Annotated in this window: 5 protein-coding genes; 2 read left to right on the forward strand and 3 right to left on the reverse strand. The window is 71.8% G+C overall.

Translation table 11 applies throughout. The features are described 5' to 3' along the window. Positions 1-385 precede the first annotated feature (385 nt). Positions 386-724 (forward strand): hypothetical protein, encoded by a 339-nt coding sequence (locus tag ACZ4Z5_RS30645; RefSeq protein ID WP_468269004.1) that lies wholly within the window; start codon positions 386-388, stop codon positions 722-724. 188 nt (positions 725-912) lie between these two features. Next, on the forward strand, positions 913-1101 hold the full coding sequence (locus ACZ4Z5_RS30650; RefSeq protein WP_468269007.1) for a DUF6233 domain-containing protein: 189 nt from the start codon (positions 913-915) through the stop codon (positions 1099-1101). Between the two features lie 55 nt (positions 1102-1156). Here ACZ4Z5_RS30650 and ACZ4Z5_RS30655 read toward each other — a convergent pair whose 3' ends face one another. The 3 genes from ACZ4Z5_RS30655 to ACZ4Z5_RS30665 form a co-directional block, all read right to left on the reverse strand. Then, entirely contained in the window at positions 1157-1462 is a 306-nt protein-coding gene (locus ACZ4Z5_RS30655) for a DUF1877 family protein (RefSeq protein WP_468269010.1), read from the reverse strand. Next, entirely contained in the window at positions 1434-1643 is a 210-nt protein-coding gene (locus tag ACZ4Z5_RS30660) for a DUF1877 family protein (RefSeq protein ID WP_468269013.1), read from the reverse strand. Before ACZ4Z5_RS30660 ends, ACZ4Z5_RS30655 begins: the two co-directional genes overlap by 29 nt. An 86-nt stretch (positions 1644-1729) precedes the next feature. After that, a complete protein-coding gene (locus tag ACZ4Z5_RS30665; RefSeq protein ID WP_468269016.1) occupies positions 1730-17713 on the reverse strand; it encodes a DEAD/DEAH box helicase family protein in 15984 nt (5327 codons plus the stop codon). Positions 17714-17760 lie beyond the last annotated feature (47 nt).

Here is a 17760-nt window from a genome sequence, read left to right on the forward strand (position 1 = left end):
GGACCGGCCAACGTGTTTCTCATCCGCTGCGCGAGGCCGTGCACCGCCACGGTGTGCAACGTCACCGTTCGAATCCTCGATGTGCGGGGTGCCTCGAAGCGGTGAACATCTGCTGCTGCCCGTTCTGGTGGACAAAGCCATACGCTCACGTTGCTGTCCACGGACGTGCTGCCGGGCGATCCGCCGCGGAGCTGGCCCCGTCTGGTGCTTCCGGTGATGCAGGGTGCCGGGCTCGTCGCGGGACTCGGGCTGCGCGCGGGTGGCGGATGGCCGACTGGACCAGGCCCGCCCGGCCTCCCGCACCACGCGGGGGCTGGCCGGGTGGCCCCCGGTTGCTCGCTGTGCCCGACCCCCTCAGCTATTCGAACAGGTTTACGATACGCGGGTGAGTGAGTACGACTGCCCCGATGATCTGCGCCGCGCCCAAGAAGAGCTCCACGACACCCGCCGCCGTTTCCAGGCTTTGTGCCGTGAGCTGCCGTGGTCGGCTGTGCCGCTCGACGGCTACGAGGACACTGATGGGTGGCGGCGGCAGTCCCGGCCGGCGTCGCCCGGCTACACCCGGGAGCAGGCTGCCGAGGAGAAGCGGCTGCGCGAGCGGCTCACCGAGCTGTCGATCGCTGTGGCGCAGCATCCGTACTGGTCGACGCTCACAGGTGAGGACCGGGTAGCGGCACGGATGGCGCTGAAGCAGGACACCGGCCTGGACGCCGGGGAGGCGTAGCTGTGCGGCGGGCATCCCGGCCTGGGCCTGGCGAGCACAGCGACGGGCCGGAGGCCGATGACCTCCCTCCGGACCTCGAACGGCTGCGGACCCTGGAGACCTGGTTGGTCCTGTACTTGGACAGGGTCCGGCGGCGGATATCAGCAGAGGAGAGGCGTCAGGCGCGGCGCCCGGCGGAGCCGCAGCACGTGCCGGACTGGATCATCGAGTACGGGCTCGGGCGGCCGTCGGCGGTGCACACCGGGAGTTGCGAGTGGCTCGGCAAGCACGCGCGCGCGGCATCCCAGGAGCAGGCGAGGCGGGCCCTCGTGGAGGGCGTACCAGGGTGCAGTTTCTGCCGGCCGGACTCCGCGCTGGGCCTGCTCTACGTGGGATGAGCAGCCCCAGGTTGCTCAGCTTGGCGTTCAACGTCCGGGCAGGTGGGACGGGTCCTCAGTCGAGCCAGATCACAATGGCGTGGCCATCAGAGGCTGCGGCTTGGAAGAACTCCGTCAGAGGGATGAACAGGTCTCGGGCCCACTCCAGCGACGTCGGCGAGTCCCAGATCTGTGCGTAGATCTCGGCTGCGGCGAGTTCGGAGTGGTCGACGCCTTGGATCAGCTGGTCATAGGTCATCTGTGTCAGTGTGTCGGCGGCCAGCCGTACACGGTCGGCAGTCACGTATCGCGGTGGCCCGCAGCCCCAGTCATCGGCCTCGGCGAAGCGTTCTTCACCATGCACGATGTCCACCAGGAACACCGAGCAGGAAATCCAGCAGGTTCCAGGTCTGGTGCGTGGAGAAGTGACGAGCCTCGGCCGGTGTCGTCTCGTTGTCTTCCTGGGCGTCCTGGATCTCATCAGCGAGGTCCAGAGCCCACCCGGGATCCTTCAGGGCCCGGGTCAGTTCGTCGGGTGTGACGCGCAGGTACTCGCTGCTCATGCTCAAGGGAGGCAGCTTACGGAGCGGCTCCCGGCAGCACGAGGGCCCGGACCGCCGACTCGGCAGTCCGGGCCCTCGTTCGTGTCCTACCGCTGGGACGGCTTGGGGTTCTGCTGCTGCGGGTCGGCACCGCCACGGCGCAGGTGCCCCGCCTGCTCCGCAGAGCTGCCCGTCTTCTTCTTCCCGGAGCCGCCCGGCTTCTTCGCCGTGCCGCGCGTGGTCGACTTGCCCCGCGCGGCCGCCGTGGAGACGCGCGTGCCGCGCCCGTCCCTGGCGCCAGGGAGAGGCCGGGACAACGCCTCCCCGAGCTTCCGCATCTCCGGGATGTCCACCGTGGTGGACGCGGCGCCCCGCGACGCCGGCGGCGGACCGCTGCGGCCGCCGCCGGGGGAGCTGTAGGCGGAGGCGGCACCGGCGACGTCCCGCAGCGCATCGACGGCCGGAGCTTTCTCCTCGCCCCGGCGCCGGAGCCGGTCGGCTCCCGCCTGCGCCCACCCGGCGATCCTCTCGCAGGCGTTGATCGAGACCTTGCGGAAGAACTCGCCGACGCGGTTGTCCCCCATCAGGCGCTCGAAGTGCTCCCCGGCCCGCTCCCGCATGACGCGGAACAGGTGACCGACCGCACCGCGCACCGTCTGAATCTTCTGCCACTCCGGGAGATCCTGGAGTGCGGCGACGTGCGTATCGGCCTGCTGGAGGGCGGAGTTGACGGCGTCGGCCTGCTGCGGGACGGGCGCGGTCGCCGCCCCTTCCGTGGTGCTGTCCGCCGGGATCGCGGCGGTGGACGGTTCCGCCGGCGCGGCCGAGGTGACCGCCTCAGCGAACGCCCGCTGCAACGTGGCGAGGTCGGCGTCGAGGTCGGCGACCAGGTCCTGAGCTGTGCCGTTCACCGAAGGCACGTGTTCGTCCCAGGCGTCCAGTACCGGCTGGAACTCGGCGCGGACGTCCATTGGCCCGGCCGGAGGCTCCGTCGCCGTGGTGTCCGCAGGCGAGGCCTCCGGGCCGGTCCACAGCGGCAGCTCACCGGGCTCCGGCGCGGCAGGCTCCGGTTGATCGGCGGCCCGCAGAGCATCTTCCAGCGCCTGGCGGACGGCGTCGACGGCGGCGTCGGGAGCCGGACCGCCGTCCTCGGGAGCTGCGGCACCCTCGGCATCCTCCGGGGCCGGTGCGTCCGCAGTCCCTGCTGGGGCCGCTGGGGCTTCCTCGCGGGCGGTGTCCGTGCTCTGTGAGTCCGGGACTTCGGGACTCTGGGACTCTGTGCCTTCCTGCCGGGGCCCGGTGTCCGTCGCCGCGGCGGTCCCCTCGTCGGCGTCGGCCGACCGGTGCTCGTCCTCCTGGCCCCGCGCGTCGAGGGCCGCTTGCCGGTCCTCCGCGTCCAGCTGCTGCCACTCGCGGTAGGCCGCGGCGGCCGCCTCGTCGCGGGGCGGGCGCCCGGCCCGGTAGTCGGCGAGATAGCTCTCGTTGAGCGCGACGGCGGCCGCGGCCTCTTCGGCCCTGGCGGCCTCCCGTTCTGCCTGCATCGCGGCGAGCGTGGCCTGCACCTGGTCCTGCATGCGCCGGGCGTCGTACAGCAGATGGGCCAGCGGGAAGGCCAGCTGACGGCGCTCCGGGTGCCCGGGGTCGTTCGGCAGTGTGCCGCCCCAGGCGTTGACGGCCCCCTGGACATCGTCGAGGTACTGCGTCATCTGCTGCGATCCGTGGGCGTCGGAGACTGCGGCCGCCAGGCCGTCGAGGTGGCCGACCAGCGCCTGGAAGTGCTCGTTCTGCCCGAGGTCGGGGTAGGCCCGGGCGGTCGCGTCAGCCACCGCGTGGCGATGCTGTACGGCCGCGTCGCGCAGGTCGGCCCGCAGCACGTCCACCCGCTGCCGGGTCTCGTCGCCGACGGCCGCCCCGGGCGCCGGACCGTACGGGGCGCCGGTGAACGCGGAGTGCATGACCGCCGCTTGGGCCGCTGCGTCCTGCGGTGCGTCGACCAGGTACGTGACGTCATTGGGCAGCCGTTCGGCGGCCAGTCGCGCGAACCACCCGCCCTCGGGGCCCGGGTGGAGGGTGGCGATGACGAGGTCACCCCGAAGTACGTCTCCGGAGTCGACCGGCTGACCGTCCAGCCCGGACAGGCGCAGCCGATAGCCCTGGTCCCCGGCGAGCGTGATGGTGTCGACGTAGCGCTGGGGTGCGGGCGGCTCCTCGGTGATCTGCTCGTCCGGCGCCGGCGCGTCGGTCTGCGGGGTCGGCGGGGTGGTCATGGTCGGTTCCTCCGAAGCGTCTCGCGCCGTCTCGTCACCGGGGGCGGCCTCGCTGGCCGGGGTCGGGTCCGGGGCCGGGTCCGGCGGTGCGGCCGCCGTGCCGGGCTCCGGCGTCTGCTGATCGCCATCCGTCGGCCGGGGGCGGTCCTGCTCGAGGAACGACGCTTCGCGCCGTGCCTCGTGCATCCCCTCATCCGGGACCGCGACTGCGGGTTCCTGGGGGTCCGGCGCGCGATCCGGCTCCGGGTCGCTGTCCGCCGCGGTGTTCTCCGGGGCGTCGGCGGCGGCCGGCGGCTCCGGGGGTTCCTGGGGGTCCGGCGCCGGATCGTCGTCCGTGACGCCGTCTGTCTCGGGGGCAGCCGTGGTCTGCGCGGCCGCAGGCGGCTCCGCAGGACCGGTGTCGGCGGCCACGGGGGCCTGTTCGGCAGGCGCCGTATCGGCGGCCGTCTCCTCTGCGGGGTTCGTGGAGAGGGCGGCCAGCTCCGCCTCGAAGGCCTCAACCGTCGCTTGCGAACGGGAGGCCAAGAGGGTGGCGGCCTCCCGCACCTCCCCCAGCGGACCGCGCAGGTCCTCGTCGACCACGGGCTCCAGGGCGCCGCTCCAGGCCGCCACCGTGTGGACCTGACGCACCAGGTCGTCCGGCGAGCCCGCCGGGCCGTCGCGAAGGGACTGTTCGGCGTCCCGGTACGCCGCCGCCAGCTGCGCGACGGGGTTGGTCGGGTTCCCGGTGCCGTCGGGGCGCTGCTGCCGGTCGGCTTCGTAGTAGCGCTGGACCGTGGGCAGGGCGTCCCACCGCGCGAACGCCTCGCCCAGTCGGCCGATGTCCGCCTGCGCCTCCTCGTCGGTGTCGTACGGCTCGGCGGGGTCGAGCGGCGGCACGTCCAGGTCCAGGAGCACCACGTCCAGCTCCGGCAGTTCAGCGGCGGCCGGTGCCTCAGCCGCTGGCGACGTCTCCTGGCGGTGCGCCAGAGCCGTTGCCTCACCGGCGGGGACGCGGTCGGCGTACTTGGCGACATCGGCGCGCTCGGTCCAGCTGCACACACACCACGCCTCGACCCAGTCCCGGCCCGGGCCGCCGAGGGTGACGGCCGTCGCGTGCGGCACCCCGTCAGCAACCGCCGTGGCGTGGAGGCGGAGTCGGTCGAGCATCGGCGTCCATGCGGACATGTAGCTGTCGACGGCGGTGCAGGATGCGATCAAGGTCCCCGCCTGGTCCTCGATCAGGAGCGGCGCCAGGTCACCGGAGGCGGTGCGGCCTCGCCACTCCCGGCGGACCGTGTACGGGACGCCGGTCTCGGCGGTGATCGTCCACGAGCCGTCAGGGTGGTACTGGATCGCCTCCGACTCCCCGACCTCCGGCAGCATCCACAGCCCGGCGTCATAGTGCATGCGGCGGGCGACGGTGAACCCGTCGGCCAAGTCCCCGTCAGCCTTGGCCGCATGCTCAGCGACGGCCGCCAGGGCCGCGCTCTCGCCCTCGCCGGAACCAATGCTGATCACGTCCCACCGGCCCGACGGCTCTACACCGTGCCAGGTCGCCCGCCACATGATCCCCCGCGCACCCTTGCCCTGGGCATCGTGGGAGATCTCGTACTCGCCGACGGCCAGCCCGGGGCCGGTGACGGTGAACTCATACGAGGACGGCTCGCCATTGCGTTCCCGCGGGCTGACGGTCAGCGTATTGACGTTGACGATCTCGGGCGCCGCCTCCTCAGCAGGCTCCGGCATCGCGTCGATACCCTCCACCCCCCAGCCGACGAGTCCGAGGATCGCGACGGCCACGCGGTCGGCCTCGTTCGCCGCATCCATGTGGGTCGCGCCACGCCGGGCGACCAGCGCGGCCCGGTCCTGGCGGGCTGCGAACGCCTCATCAGCCGCCCGCTTCTGTGCCTTCGCGTCCCCGCCCGCAGTCTTCACCTCCGCCCGTGCTTCGCGCATGGCGCGGTCGTCACCGGCTTCGCACGCCTCGGTGAGGATCTGACTCGTCAGAGCCTGGGCAGGCCACGGGGCGGTCTCTCCGGTATCCAGCGCGGACGACAGCATCTGTCCGGCAAGCTCAGCGATTCGGTCGGGCCACTGCTTCCAGTGCAGGTCGACCACCTTCGGATCACCCTTGGCCAGGGCCCCCACAAGGCTCTGAACGTCGCGGTGACCGAAGTGCCTGTCCTCGTCGTTCAGGAGGCGGTGAGACAGGCACCGCGCGCACACGGTGTAGCAGCCAAGTTCGCTGCCCTGGTCGGTGTCGACGGCGACCGTGTACCGGGCACCCGAGCGCTTCGCGCTGCACTTACCGACGTACGGCGCCGACGCATCGCAGTACGCGTCCGGCGTGTCGGCCATGTCGTCCGTGAGCTGGGCCACGACGCGTAGCCGCGCGTTCGGAATGGCGTCCTGGGCTGAGTTCCAGATCTTCCACTCAGCGACGTACTGCCGGTTATCCGGGCCCTTCCGGGACCAGTCCTCACCGGTGCGGCCCTGCGCGCCGTCCGGGTCGGTCAGGTGCTCCCAGCCCCACCGGCACGACGCGATAAGACCGATGCGGCCGAACCGGCGGACCAGGTACACGCCCTCTTCGAGCTGGACGCGGTCCGTGGTCGTCTCGAACCGGGGGGCCTGCGCCGTCAGGTGCCCGTACCGGGCCCACAGGAAAGCGAACCGGGTACGGGTCGCCGAGTCCTCACGGATCCGCGCCAGCACGGCGGCAAGGGGCCGGTCCTCCACGTTCGCGGCCCACCAGTACGAGCCGTCAGCGTCGTGACCGGCCTCCCACTGGTCCTCATCCGGACGGGAGTACGTCACAGGGCGTAGCCGGAACGTGTGCCCGCCCGCCGTTGTCAGAATCCAGCCCGCCGCCGGTTCGCGCCGGTCGGTGAACGACACGGGGGCGATCGTCTCGCCCTCGATGAGCGCCGCCTGAAGCTGCGCCCCTCGCCCGTCCTCGGTCATCACCGACTGGGCAAGCAGTTCATCAGCAGGAACGGCCCCGCTGCCCGTGGCCGTCTCCGGCTCCGCCGGGGCCTCTGCCGGGTCCTGTGCCGGATCGCCGAACAACCCGAGCTGTTCCATCTCGCCCGTGCCCTGGGAGGCCACGTTTTCTCCTTCCGGGGTGCGTTCGACTGGCTGGTCCTGTGCGCTCTGTTCCTCGGGGGCGGGCGGGGTGGGCTCGTCGGCGGTGCTCGGGTTCGCCGCCGGCGCGGCGGCCGCGCGCTCTTCGAGGTGTGCGGCGGACGCGTGCAGCCGATGGGCCTGGACGTCCAGGTGCTGACGCAGCTGGTGCAGCGGGCGGCCGACGTAGCGGTTGAGCATGTCGTCGTCGGTGGCGGCGAACAGTGCTGCGGCGGCGGCCGCCGCGGTCTCCATCGCCGCGGCGTTGGCCCGGTAGGCGTCCGCGTCCCTCGCGGTGGAGTCGATCGCCCCGATCGCTCCGCTCAGTGCCTGGACCTCGTTCTGGGGGCCGCTGCCGTCCGGCCAGACGCGTGAGGTGACCTCCGTGACGGCGGCGTGCAGGTCGTAGGTCCGCTGGGTCTCGGACGCGACCTGGTCGTGGCTGCCGTGGCGGCCGAACACCGCGGCGACGTCCTGCGGGGCCCGCCGCTCGCGGGGAACGATCCGAACCTCATCCGTGAGGTTCAGGGCGAAGCCGTTGCCGCTGCCCGTGGCTACGTCGCGGGTGGAGAACGCCATGACGCTGCCCCGGCGATTGCCGTCCGCGAACCGCAGTTCGGTGACGGTCTCGCCGCGCGTGCCGCCCTCTGCGATGAGGTCACCCAGGCGGACCTGTGCCACGGCGCGGGTCTCCGGCCGCAGGTCCTCGCGGTGTTCGGCCGGGATGAGCCGCGCCTGCGCAGGCAGGTGCCGGAGGAAGACGCTGTTTGCGGCGGTCACCTCCTGCCCGGTCTGGTCGTGGATCACGGCGTCGAGCAGCGTGGTGTTCTGGTGGTAGTCCCGGTACCCGGGATAGACGGTGCCGGTGACGGTGGCCGTCTCCGGCACGGGCAGCCCCCAGGCCTCCCCGTCCCATTCGATGCTCCTGCCGTTCACGACGACCGTGATCCGGTCGCCGCCCTGCAGCGCCTCGCGGGTGACCTCGTGCGGGTCCTGCGACGCCGCGGCGGCCGCCGTCTCCGGCTCGGCGAGCTGCTCGGCGTCGGCCGGCGACACCGCGTCGGTGGTTCCGGGCTCGGGGGCCGTGCGGACCGCCCAGATACGACGGGCCCGCGCCAGCACGGCGACGTCGGCCTCAGCCGCCCTGAAACGGAGAAAGAGGTGGGCGATGCAGTCAGGATCACCACCGTCTACCCGGTACAGCTCCTTCACGTCGTTGTCGTCGAGATGGAGACTGCACCGGCCGCAGACTCCCTCGCCCGCCAGGGTGAGGTCGTAGTTGCGGTTCTGCGCGTACAGCGGCTTGTCGGCCTTCTCCCGCGCCTCGCGGGCCACGCCCACGCAGAAGTCCACCGCCTCCGCCCGGGTGTCCAGGGGGCCGAACTCGGCGATGACCTTGCCGTCGGACTCGACGCGCGGCACGAAGGTCGAGGTCAGTGTCTCGTCGTTCTGGCTCAGCCTGACCACGAAGGGGATGCCGTCGGCGACGACGTCGAAGGCCACTTCCCCCCGGTCGAAGCGGGGACCCATCTCCCCGACCGTCACCGGGATCGGCTCGCGCACCGAGGCCAGCCCGTTCGTCGGCAGCCAGTCGGCGTACGACGTGACCGGCCGGGCGGGCACCGCATCCACTTCCGGGAGTGCCTCCAGCGGCAGTTGCTGCCCGGGCCCGTCGGCGGGCCGGAGATCCGTGGCCGCGCCGTTGAGGGAGTAGGTGTAGCCGGTGGCCTTCTTCCCGCTGCGGGACAGTACGTGGTACTCGCCGGTGTGGCCGGTCCGGTCCGTGCTGACGAACCAGGTGTCACCGGCCGGTCCCGGCCCCATCACCTGACCGGTCACCTGCTCGCCGCTCTGCCCGTCCTGCCAGGTCAGCCACGAGCCGATGCCGTACTCCGCAGGGGTCAGGCCGGGGGCGTCCGCCCGCGGGGTCAACCGCAGGGAGGGCAGCGGCCGGAACGGCTCCAGGCGGTTGTCCCCCTTGTACGTGCGGCGCCACCGGGTCAGCTGTTCGGCCTGCTCGGCGGGGGTCTGCGTCGCCTGCTCGTTCTTGGTCTCGACGACCGCCGTGAATTCGCTGAGCCGCCGCTGGTACCCCTCCACCGCCTCCTGGTGGAAACCCGCGTCCGCGGGGACTTCGAGCAGGGTGAACGTCAGCCGTCCGTCCGCGCTGGTGAGACGGACCCGCCCGTCGTCCCGTGCAGCGGCGGCGTCCTGCCCGTCCGGTGCGGCTCCGGGCTGCACCTCCTCCACGGTCATCTGCCCGTCCGAGACGCCGGCGGGCTCCTCCGCCTCCGGCTCCGCCTCGGGTTCGGACTCGGGAACCGGCACGCGTTCGGGCTGCGCGAGGCCGAACGTCTCGTACAGGTCGGCCGTCCCGTACCCGTCACCGTCCGGCGCCGGAGCGTCGGCCTCCTCGTCGTCCAGGACCTCGTCGACGGGCGGTACGGGTGCCGTCTCCGGCGGCGCGGCCGCTGTCTCCGCGGGCTCCTCCGGCTGCTCCGCTGGCTGTTCGGTCGGCTGCTCGTTGCTCTCGCCGGGAGGTTCGGGCGCCGGTCGCTGACCGCCGATGTGCCCGACCATCACCCGGTCACCGAAGCCGTCGATCAGCTCCTGCAGAGTGCCTCCGGAACCGGCGGACCCGGTCTCCGTGCTCTCCGCGGTCTCCGTGCTCTCCACCTCCCCCTCGGCGGGAGGCTCGGGTGCCGGTCGCTGGCCGTCGGCGCCCTCGTTCGCCGCAGGGTTTACGAACCCGTCCATCCACTGGTTCAGGGACTCCGCGACCAGGGCCATCCCGAGTTCTTCGAGGCGGGCGGCCGCCGTACCGTCGGGATCGCCGTGGACGGCGATGTGGGCGCGCAGGATCGCCGCCTCGCTCTCCACCTGCTGAGGGGAGAGCAGGACCGGGTCCCGCGGCCGCAGTTCGTCCAGGTCGAGCAGGGCCTCGCCCGCCTCCGGCGAGGCCTCCGCCGGGGGAGTGGCGTCGAAACGCTCCAGCTGCCGCTGGAGCGCGTCACGCCGCTCGATGGCCTGCTTGCGCTTCTCCGTCTCCGCGGCCGACTCGTCCTTGCTGGGCTCGCCCGCCTTGTTCACCGCGATCTGCGCGGCGACCAGGCCGTCGACCAGGCTCAGGCGCTCACGGGCCCGGCCCAGGCCGGGCACCTGTCCGCGCAGCTGCTCGGAGTACACCAGCAGCTCGTCACGGGTGGCCCGCTTGGCCGTCAGGTTGCCCTCATCCTCGGTCTGCCGCTCGGGTGCCTCCGCGATGGTCTTCGTCAGCCGCCGCAGCAGCGTCTCGCCCTTGAGGATGCTCAACTCGACCGTGTCGAAGCGCTGGAGGGAACCCGGCAGGCCGTCCAGGTGGACGCGGACGAAGGGCACCTCCTGGCCGTCCTCACGGAAGGCCACAGCGACGAGGTCGCGGCCCCCGAGCTGCCCGAGGACGGTGTCCGGGTTGAAGGCGCGCTTCTCCGGCAGGGCCGCAAGGACGCCGGCGAGCGCGTCGGTGAGAGGTACGGCGGCGTCCTTGTGCTTGGTGTAGGTGGCGCCGCCCAAGGTGATCTCGAAGTCGTCGCCCATGACCGGGCGAAGAGACGGCAGGACGGCGCCGCGCCGGTTGATGTCCCGGGTCAGGGCGTCGATGTCCTTGTTGAGCTGCTGGACCTTCTTGTGGACGATGGCGCGCTGGGTGGCCCGGTTGTTCTGGTCCAGGGTGAGGGTGCGCAGCTGCTTGCGCAGTTCCTCCTGGGCGATCAGGTACGGGTTGCCGGAGATGATCGCCATCGCTTCCTCGTAAGGAACGATCGCCTCGTCGACTTCCTGGATCTCGTCCGACCCGGCGTCCAGCCGGGCCTTGTAGAGCTGGTCGAAGCCCTTGGCCTTCGTGGCGAGGATGCCGTACATCCGCGAGTCGAAGGTGTTCTCCGTGGCCGCCCAGACGATCTCGACGACCTTGTTCTGGTTACCCTGCCGCAGGGCCCGGCCGTCCTTCTGCTTCATGTCGGCGGGCCGGAAGTCCGGGTCGACGTGGTACAGGGCGACGGCGCGGTTCTGCGCGTTCAGGCCCTTGCCCATGCGCTGGGTGGAGCCGATCAGGACGTTGCTGCCGCCGTGGTTGGCGCGTGTGGTCAGCTTGCGCCGCTGGTCGGCGCGGGACGCGTCATGGATGAAATCGATCTTGTCGGCGGGTACGTCACGCGCTACCAGGAGGTCCTTCAACTCCTGGTAGGCGTTGAAGTTGCCGCGGTTCTTGCCGCCCGGGGTGCCCTGGTTGAGGAAGACCATCTGGAGGGCCCCGGGCACGGGGTGGGGCCGGAGGTCCTTGGTGCTGTAGGTGTAGCGGTTGTCCTTCGTCTCGTGGTACTTCGCGGCGATGCGGTCGGCGAGCATCCGGAGCTTGTTGCCGGGCTCCGCCTGCGAGTCGATCAGCCGTGGGTCGAGGGCGATGACCCGGGCGTCGGTGTTGATCGAGAGCGGGTTGTCCTCGCTCTTGTCGACCTCGCCCAGGTGGTAGGCCTCGTACCGTTCGCCCAGCTCCTGCATGAGCGCCTGCTGCTCGGCGGTGGCCGGCACGAGCATCAGCTCGGGCTCACCGCCCTTGATGCTCGGCAGTGGCAGCCCGAGGTCTTCTTCGTCCTTGTAGTCGACCACCGGCAGCCACAGCTGCCGCAGCAGCGAGTTGACGCTGTGGAAGGACGCGAACCGTTCGACGGACTTGAAGCCCTTGCCGTCGACGGTCATCTCCAGCCGCTCCACCATCTTCCCGTACATGGTGGCGAAGGCGTCGAACTCCTCGATGCCGAGGTTGCGCAGCAGGTCCGGGTTGGCCATCAGCAGCAGGGTGTGCAGTTCGCCGATGGCGTTCGACAGCGGGGTGCCGGTGGCCAGGCACCCAATCGGGCCGGTGGGCTTGTTGCGGCGGGCCCACTCCAGGACCGCGTGCAGGTGCTGTGCCTTGGCGGACCCGGCGACGCGGGCACCAGGGATTTTCGAGCGGACGGCGAGGTTCTTGTACTCGTGGAACTCGTCGACCGCGAAGAAGCCGAAGCCGAGGTCGTCGATGTAGACCTGCCCCGGGGTGCGGACGGCGGCCGCCTTCTCCTTGAGGCTTTGCTCGTGCTGCTGGCGCCGCTCCTGGAGCTGCTTGAGGCTGATCGACTTTCCCTCACGCCGCCGCTCGTGAAGGATCTGCGCGTCCAGCTTGCGCAGTTCTTCGTCGTTGTAGAACTCGTAGAACTCCGGGCTCAGCGGGATCGAGTCGAACAGCGAGTGCGACATGATGATCAGGTCGAAGCTGTTCGCGCGGACGTACTGGAGCATCCGGTCGCGTTTGCCGTCGGCGAGGTCGGCGCTGGTCAGCGTCAGGATGCGGGCCGTCGGGAAGAGGCGGCGGACTTCCCCCTCCCACTGCTCGACCAGGTAGTTCGGGACCACCACCAGCGGCTTTTCGATCTGGCCGGTGTTCTTCATGGCCATCATGCCGATGGCCAAGGTCGCCGTCTTGCCGGCGCCGACCACGTGGGAGAGCACGAGGCAGCGTTCGTGCGCCATCCGGGCGGCGGCCGCCAGCTGGTGGTCGTACGGCGTGAAGTCGGGGTCGAGTCCGGTCAGGGAGGGGCGGGTGCCGGTGAAGTCCCGGACCACCCGGTTGTTCATCTGCCGGTTGTAGACGTCCGCGGCCCGGGCGGCCCGTACGGAGTCGTCGAGCACCCACGCCTCGAAGGCGTCGCGCCACTCCTCAGCCTTGACCCGTACGGCGCGGGCGGCTTCCTCGTCGTCGGAAGGCCGCCCGGTCATCGAGCCGCCGTTGAGGACCCGGTTCAGCAGGGCGAGCGGGTGCAGGCCGCCCGCGCTGTGCTTGACCTCGTCCTCTTCGCTCAGGCCGCGGCCCTTGAGGATGTGCCAGTTGCCGTTGCCGGAGTGCTGGATGGTCAGGTGCGCGTCGCCCAGGTACTCCCGGAAGAACTGCTGCACCAGGTCGTCGGGGAGCCAGGCGGCGCCCAGGCGGATGGCGAACTGGCCGGGCAGCATCTCGCGCGGCTGGACGCGTTCGAGTTCGGCGACGTTGACCTTGAAGGCCGCATCGCGCTGGGCGGCCTGCCGGGCGATCTCCAGCTTGGTGCGGACGTCTCCGGAGAGGTAGTCGGCGCTGTAGAGCAGATCCCCGGTGAGCGGGTCGGTGAACACCGAGCGGGCCAGCCGCCGGCGGGCCTCGTCCTCGTCGACCTGGAGCATCCAGGCGATGTGGGCGAGGTCGACGTGGCCGCGCTCGGCGACCACCGCGTCCAGCGCCTGCTGCGGGTCGTCGGTGTGCTGCCCGAGGACGCTGCGGCGGGCGGCCGGGGCGTGGTCGAGGATCTCCGAGACGTGCACCGTCTCGGTGTCCGCCTCCCACATCTCCAGCGCCAGGACCTCGTAGGCCTGCGGGTCGTTGAGGAAGTAGCCCCAGGCGGTCAGCCCGGTGACGCTCTCGCCGTCGTCCGTCTGCGTCGTGACGTTCTGCTGCTGCCGAGGCCGGGACAGCGGCCCGTGCGCGGCGACGTACCGCTCGTAGGTCTCCCTGGTCAGGCGGCGGTGGGCGTCGGCCAGGGCGAGGTCGGAGCCGGAGCGGTCCAGCTCGTTCAGCCCGCGCACCAGGTCCTTGAGTTCGATCAGCGCGGCGAGCTGGGCGTGCTGCTTGGCGGGCAGCTCGACGGCCACCAGCTCGCCGTCGCCGGAGGTCTGCCACAGCTTGCCCTCCACGTCGGCGGACAGGCGGCCGGTGAAGTCCTGCAGATCGGCCGCGGGCTTGAGCCGCAAGGGCGGCCGGTACGGCCCCTCGGGGTGCGGCGCGTACCAGCGCCGCGCGAGGACCGCGCTGTCGGTGACCTGCCGCAGAGCGGTGCGCAGCGCCTCCCCGACGTCCGGGTCGCCGTCGACGGCGACCTCCGGCCCGTGCGCGCCCATGCGGCTGGTCAGGGTGCCCAGCACGTGCTCGGGGTGGGCGGCGAAGTAGTCGTTGACCGGCAGTTGGTGTTCGCCGACCGCCCGCTTGCTGGAGGTCAGCCAGGACTGGTCAAGGGGTTCCTCGCCGTCCATGCGGCGGCGCAGGACGACGATGTCGGTGACCACGTCGGTGCCGGCGGAGCGGGCGAAGGCCTTGTTCGGCAGGCGTACGGCGCCCAGCAGGTCGGCCATCTCGCACAGCTCGTTGCGGGCCGCGGCGCTCTCGGCGTCCAGGGTGTGCCGGGAGGTGATCAGGGCGACCACGCCGCCCGGCCGGGTCAGCGCCACCGACTTGATCAGGAAGTGATTGTGCAGGCGGTGGCGGCCGCGGTTGTGCTTCGGGTCGTACAGCGAGACCCGGGCGAAGGGCACGTTGCCCACCACGCCGTCGAACGAGCCGTCCGGCGCCACGGTGTCGGCGAACGACTCGTTCAGGACCGTCACGCCGGGCGCCAGCAGCCGGGAGATGGCCGCGGACGTCGGGTCGATCTCGACACCGGTCAGCCGGGCCGACTCCGGCGCGGTGCCGAAGGTGACGCCCGCGCCGCTGCCGGGCTCCAGCACCTCACCGCCGTCGAACCCGAGGTCGGCCAGCGCCTGCCACAGGGCGGAGGTGATCTCCGGCGGGGTGTAGTGGGCGCTGAGGGTCGAGGCGGCCGCCGCCCGCCACTCGTCATCGTCCAGCAGCACACGCAGCGGGTCACGGACGTCCGTGAAGGACTCCCAGCGGGCCGCAGCGGCCGCGTAGCCGCCCTCCCGCTCACCGCCCGGCCCGAAGACCGGATCGTCCTCACGGGGGCGGGCGGCGAAGATCTCGGGGACCGAGCCCCAGCCCGACCAGCGGGCCAACACCTGCTGCTCGGCGGCGGTGGCCGCCCGCTTCTCCTCCTGCACCCGCTTGAGGATGCGGACCGCCTCCAGGTTGGCGGCGGCCTTGGCCCGCTCGCCCGCCGGGGCCAGGTCCTCCTGGGAGGCGGGCCGGAAGACTAGCGGGGCAGCTCCGCGTCCCGGCTGTCCTCCTCCGGCTCCAGGAACACGATCTCCCTCAGCGCCTGCTCCCGGGCCATCTGCTGGGCCGCCTTCAGCTTGCCCGCCCGCCGCTGGTGGTCCGTCTCCCGCATCGCTTCGCCCATCTTCTCCCCGGTCAGCTCCGCGATCCGTTCCTGCACGTCCATCGCCAGCCCCTGGAAGAACGCCTCCGGGTCCTCCATCTGCGACAGCTCCCGCGGCCGGAACGTCTCCCAGTGCCGGCGGGCCGTCTTCGCGTACTCGCTCACTGTCTGCCTCTCCGTCCTGCGGTGCCCCTGCACTCGCATTATCCGGCCCCAGCGGCTCCAGGCCGCGGTCCTCCATCAGCGCCACGAGGTCGTCCAGGGCGCGCAGCACGTTCGGGCGGGCCCGCTTGGCCCGCTCCCGGGTCTTCCTGTCGTCGGAGTCCAGATCGTCGTCGAGCCGGTCGACCAGGCGCCGCCCCATCCGCTCCAGCACCGGCAGCGCCCGCTCCGGCACGTCGAGGGCGTGCACCATGATCTTCTTGCCGGTCTCGTCCCACGACTGGGTCCGCGAGGAGTCGGCGACCTGCGTGATCAGGTACTTCTCCGCCTCACCCGACAGCGTCAGGTCGCTGAAGCGGGTGGTGAGGTGGTCGACGAACGCCGGGGGCAGCTCGACCGGCACGTAGGCGCCCCAGGTGCGGGTGTCGCGGGTCTCGGGGTCCTTCTCGTACTCCCCGATCAGCCAGCGCAGCGCATCGGTGCGCCACGCTTCCTCGCGGGTGATGTCCCGGCCACGCCACAGCCGCGCCCGCCAGCTTGAGTAGTTGTCGGTGAGTTCGCCGTAGTAGCGGTTGTCGATCCGGATCTTGATGCTGCTGCTGTGGCTGTAGGTCTCCAGGCGAATCCGGCCGTCCGTCTCCAGCAGCGTCCTGAACGCCTTCTCGTCACGCTGCTTGACCTCCTCCTGCAGAACGTGACGGCGGGCCGTGAACACCTTCTCCACGCGGTCCTTGGCCTGGATCGAGCCCGCGAACTCGGTGTCGGACAGACGCAGCCCGCGCAGCGCCTCCAAGGCCTCCGTCAGCTCGACGTCGTCGAGGCCTTCCGCCGGCGGCTGCTCCCCCCAGGCCAGCAGCCTGCGGTCGGCGATCTCCGCCCCGACCGCCGCCACCCGGTCACCGAAGGCGTCCGCGGCCTCCGGCGGCCGCTGGTGACGGTCCTTGACCAGCTGGGCGCCCTCCGCCTGGAGATCCTCGTCCGACAGCTGCACGACCGGCGGGCGGGCCTCCAGCTCCGCCGCCGTACGCCGGGCCTGTTCGACGCGCAGCAGTTCGTCCCGCTCCCGGCGGGCCACCGCCAGGGGCGTGCGGTTCTCGTAGCCGAAGACGGGACGCCCCAGGGCGGCCGCCAGGGCCTCCCGCTCGGCGGCGATCTCGCCGTCCTCCATCCCGGCCGGATCGGGCCGGTTCTCCACCTGCGCCACCTGGCGCTGCTCGTTCTCCTGCTTCAGCGGGGCGATCTGCTCGTCGAGCTGCTTGCGCCGCGCGCTGCCGTACGCGGCGCCACGCCGTTCCTCCTCCAGCCGCTGGATTTCGGCGGCGAGCTGTTCGTCCGTCAGGTCCTGCGGAGTCAGCACCGGCACGGCCGCCGGTGCCGGGGCGGCCGGAGCCTCCGGCGCGGCGGCCGCAGGCGAGGCCTCTGCCGCGGCGGCCGGGACCAGGACGGCGGCGCGGGCCGCGGCCGGGGCCGGGGCGGCGGGCGCGAGGACACCGCGCAGCCGGTCCTCGTCCGCCCGGATCTCCACCATGCGCCCCTGCGCGTACAGGGCCCGGGCCAGCCGGTCGACGCTCTGCGCCCGGGCGATGGCCCGGGTGGTGCCCGCAGTGACGTAGGCCTTCGCGAAGCCGCTCCAGGTGAACCCCGCCGACCGCAGCAGGGTCTTCATGTCGGGCCAGTCGTCGGCGTACCTGTCGGTGCCGTGCACGATCGGCCGGTGGTCCAGATAGTAGATCCACAGCCCGTCCCGGGCGCCGGGCTCCAACCGGGCGATGCGGTGCTGCCACACCGCGTTCTGGACGAAGTGGTTCGAGCGCTGCCCCGAGATGCGCCGCCCGTCGCGCATCTCGCCGAGGAACGCACTCTTCCGCGTCTTCGGGTCGAGCTTGCGCTCCCCCCGCGCGATCAGCAGCCCGTCAGGGTCGTAGACCGTGACCTTGTCCAGGGAGCTGTCGTAGGCGTACTCCTGCCCGTCGTCGGTCTGCCAGGCCATCACGTCCGCCGGCGCCGTGCCCGCCCAGCGGGCCTCCGGGTCCCGGCCGCGGGCCTGGTCGAGCATGCCGTACCCGTACGGCGAGCGGAGCCGGTCGATCAGGCCCTGGCTGGTCCAGTCGAAAGGCTCCCCGGTCGCCGCGTCCCGCCACTGGTCGAGTGCCTCCGCCAGGGCCCGGGCGCGCGCTCCGTCGTCTTCGGGCTTGCGGTCCTCGTACTCCAGCATCAGCACCGGCTGTGCGGTGCCCGCGTGGAAGACGCCCCACCGGTACCGGCCCGAGTCGTTGTAGTTCATCCGGGCGATGACCAGGTGCTCGCCGACCAGTTCGACTTCGCTCGCGCGTTCCTCGCGGCGCCAGACGGTGGCCCGGCGGTTGGCCGCCTCGTCCTTCGTCTCGGAGATCCGGCAGGGGTCGCCTTCTTCAAGACGCCAGTGGCGCCGCACGTCTTCCGCTGTTGCGAACCGTTCCCCCATGCGACTTCTCCCCGTGCCGTACTCCCGTGGCACGTCAGCAAGCACAT

Source organism: Streptomyces sp. NPDC030222, from assembly GCF_055573115.1.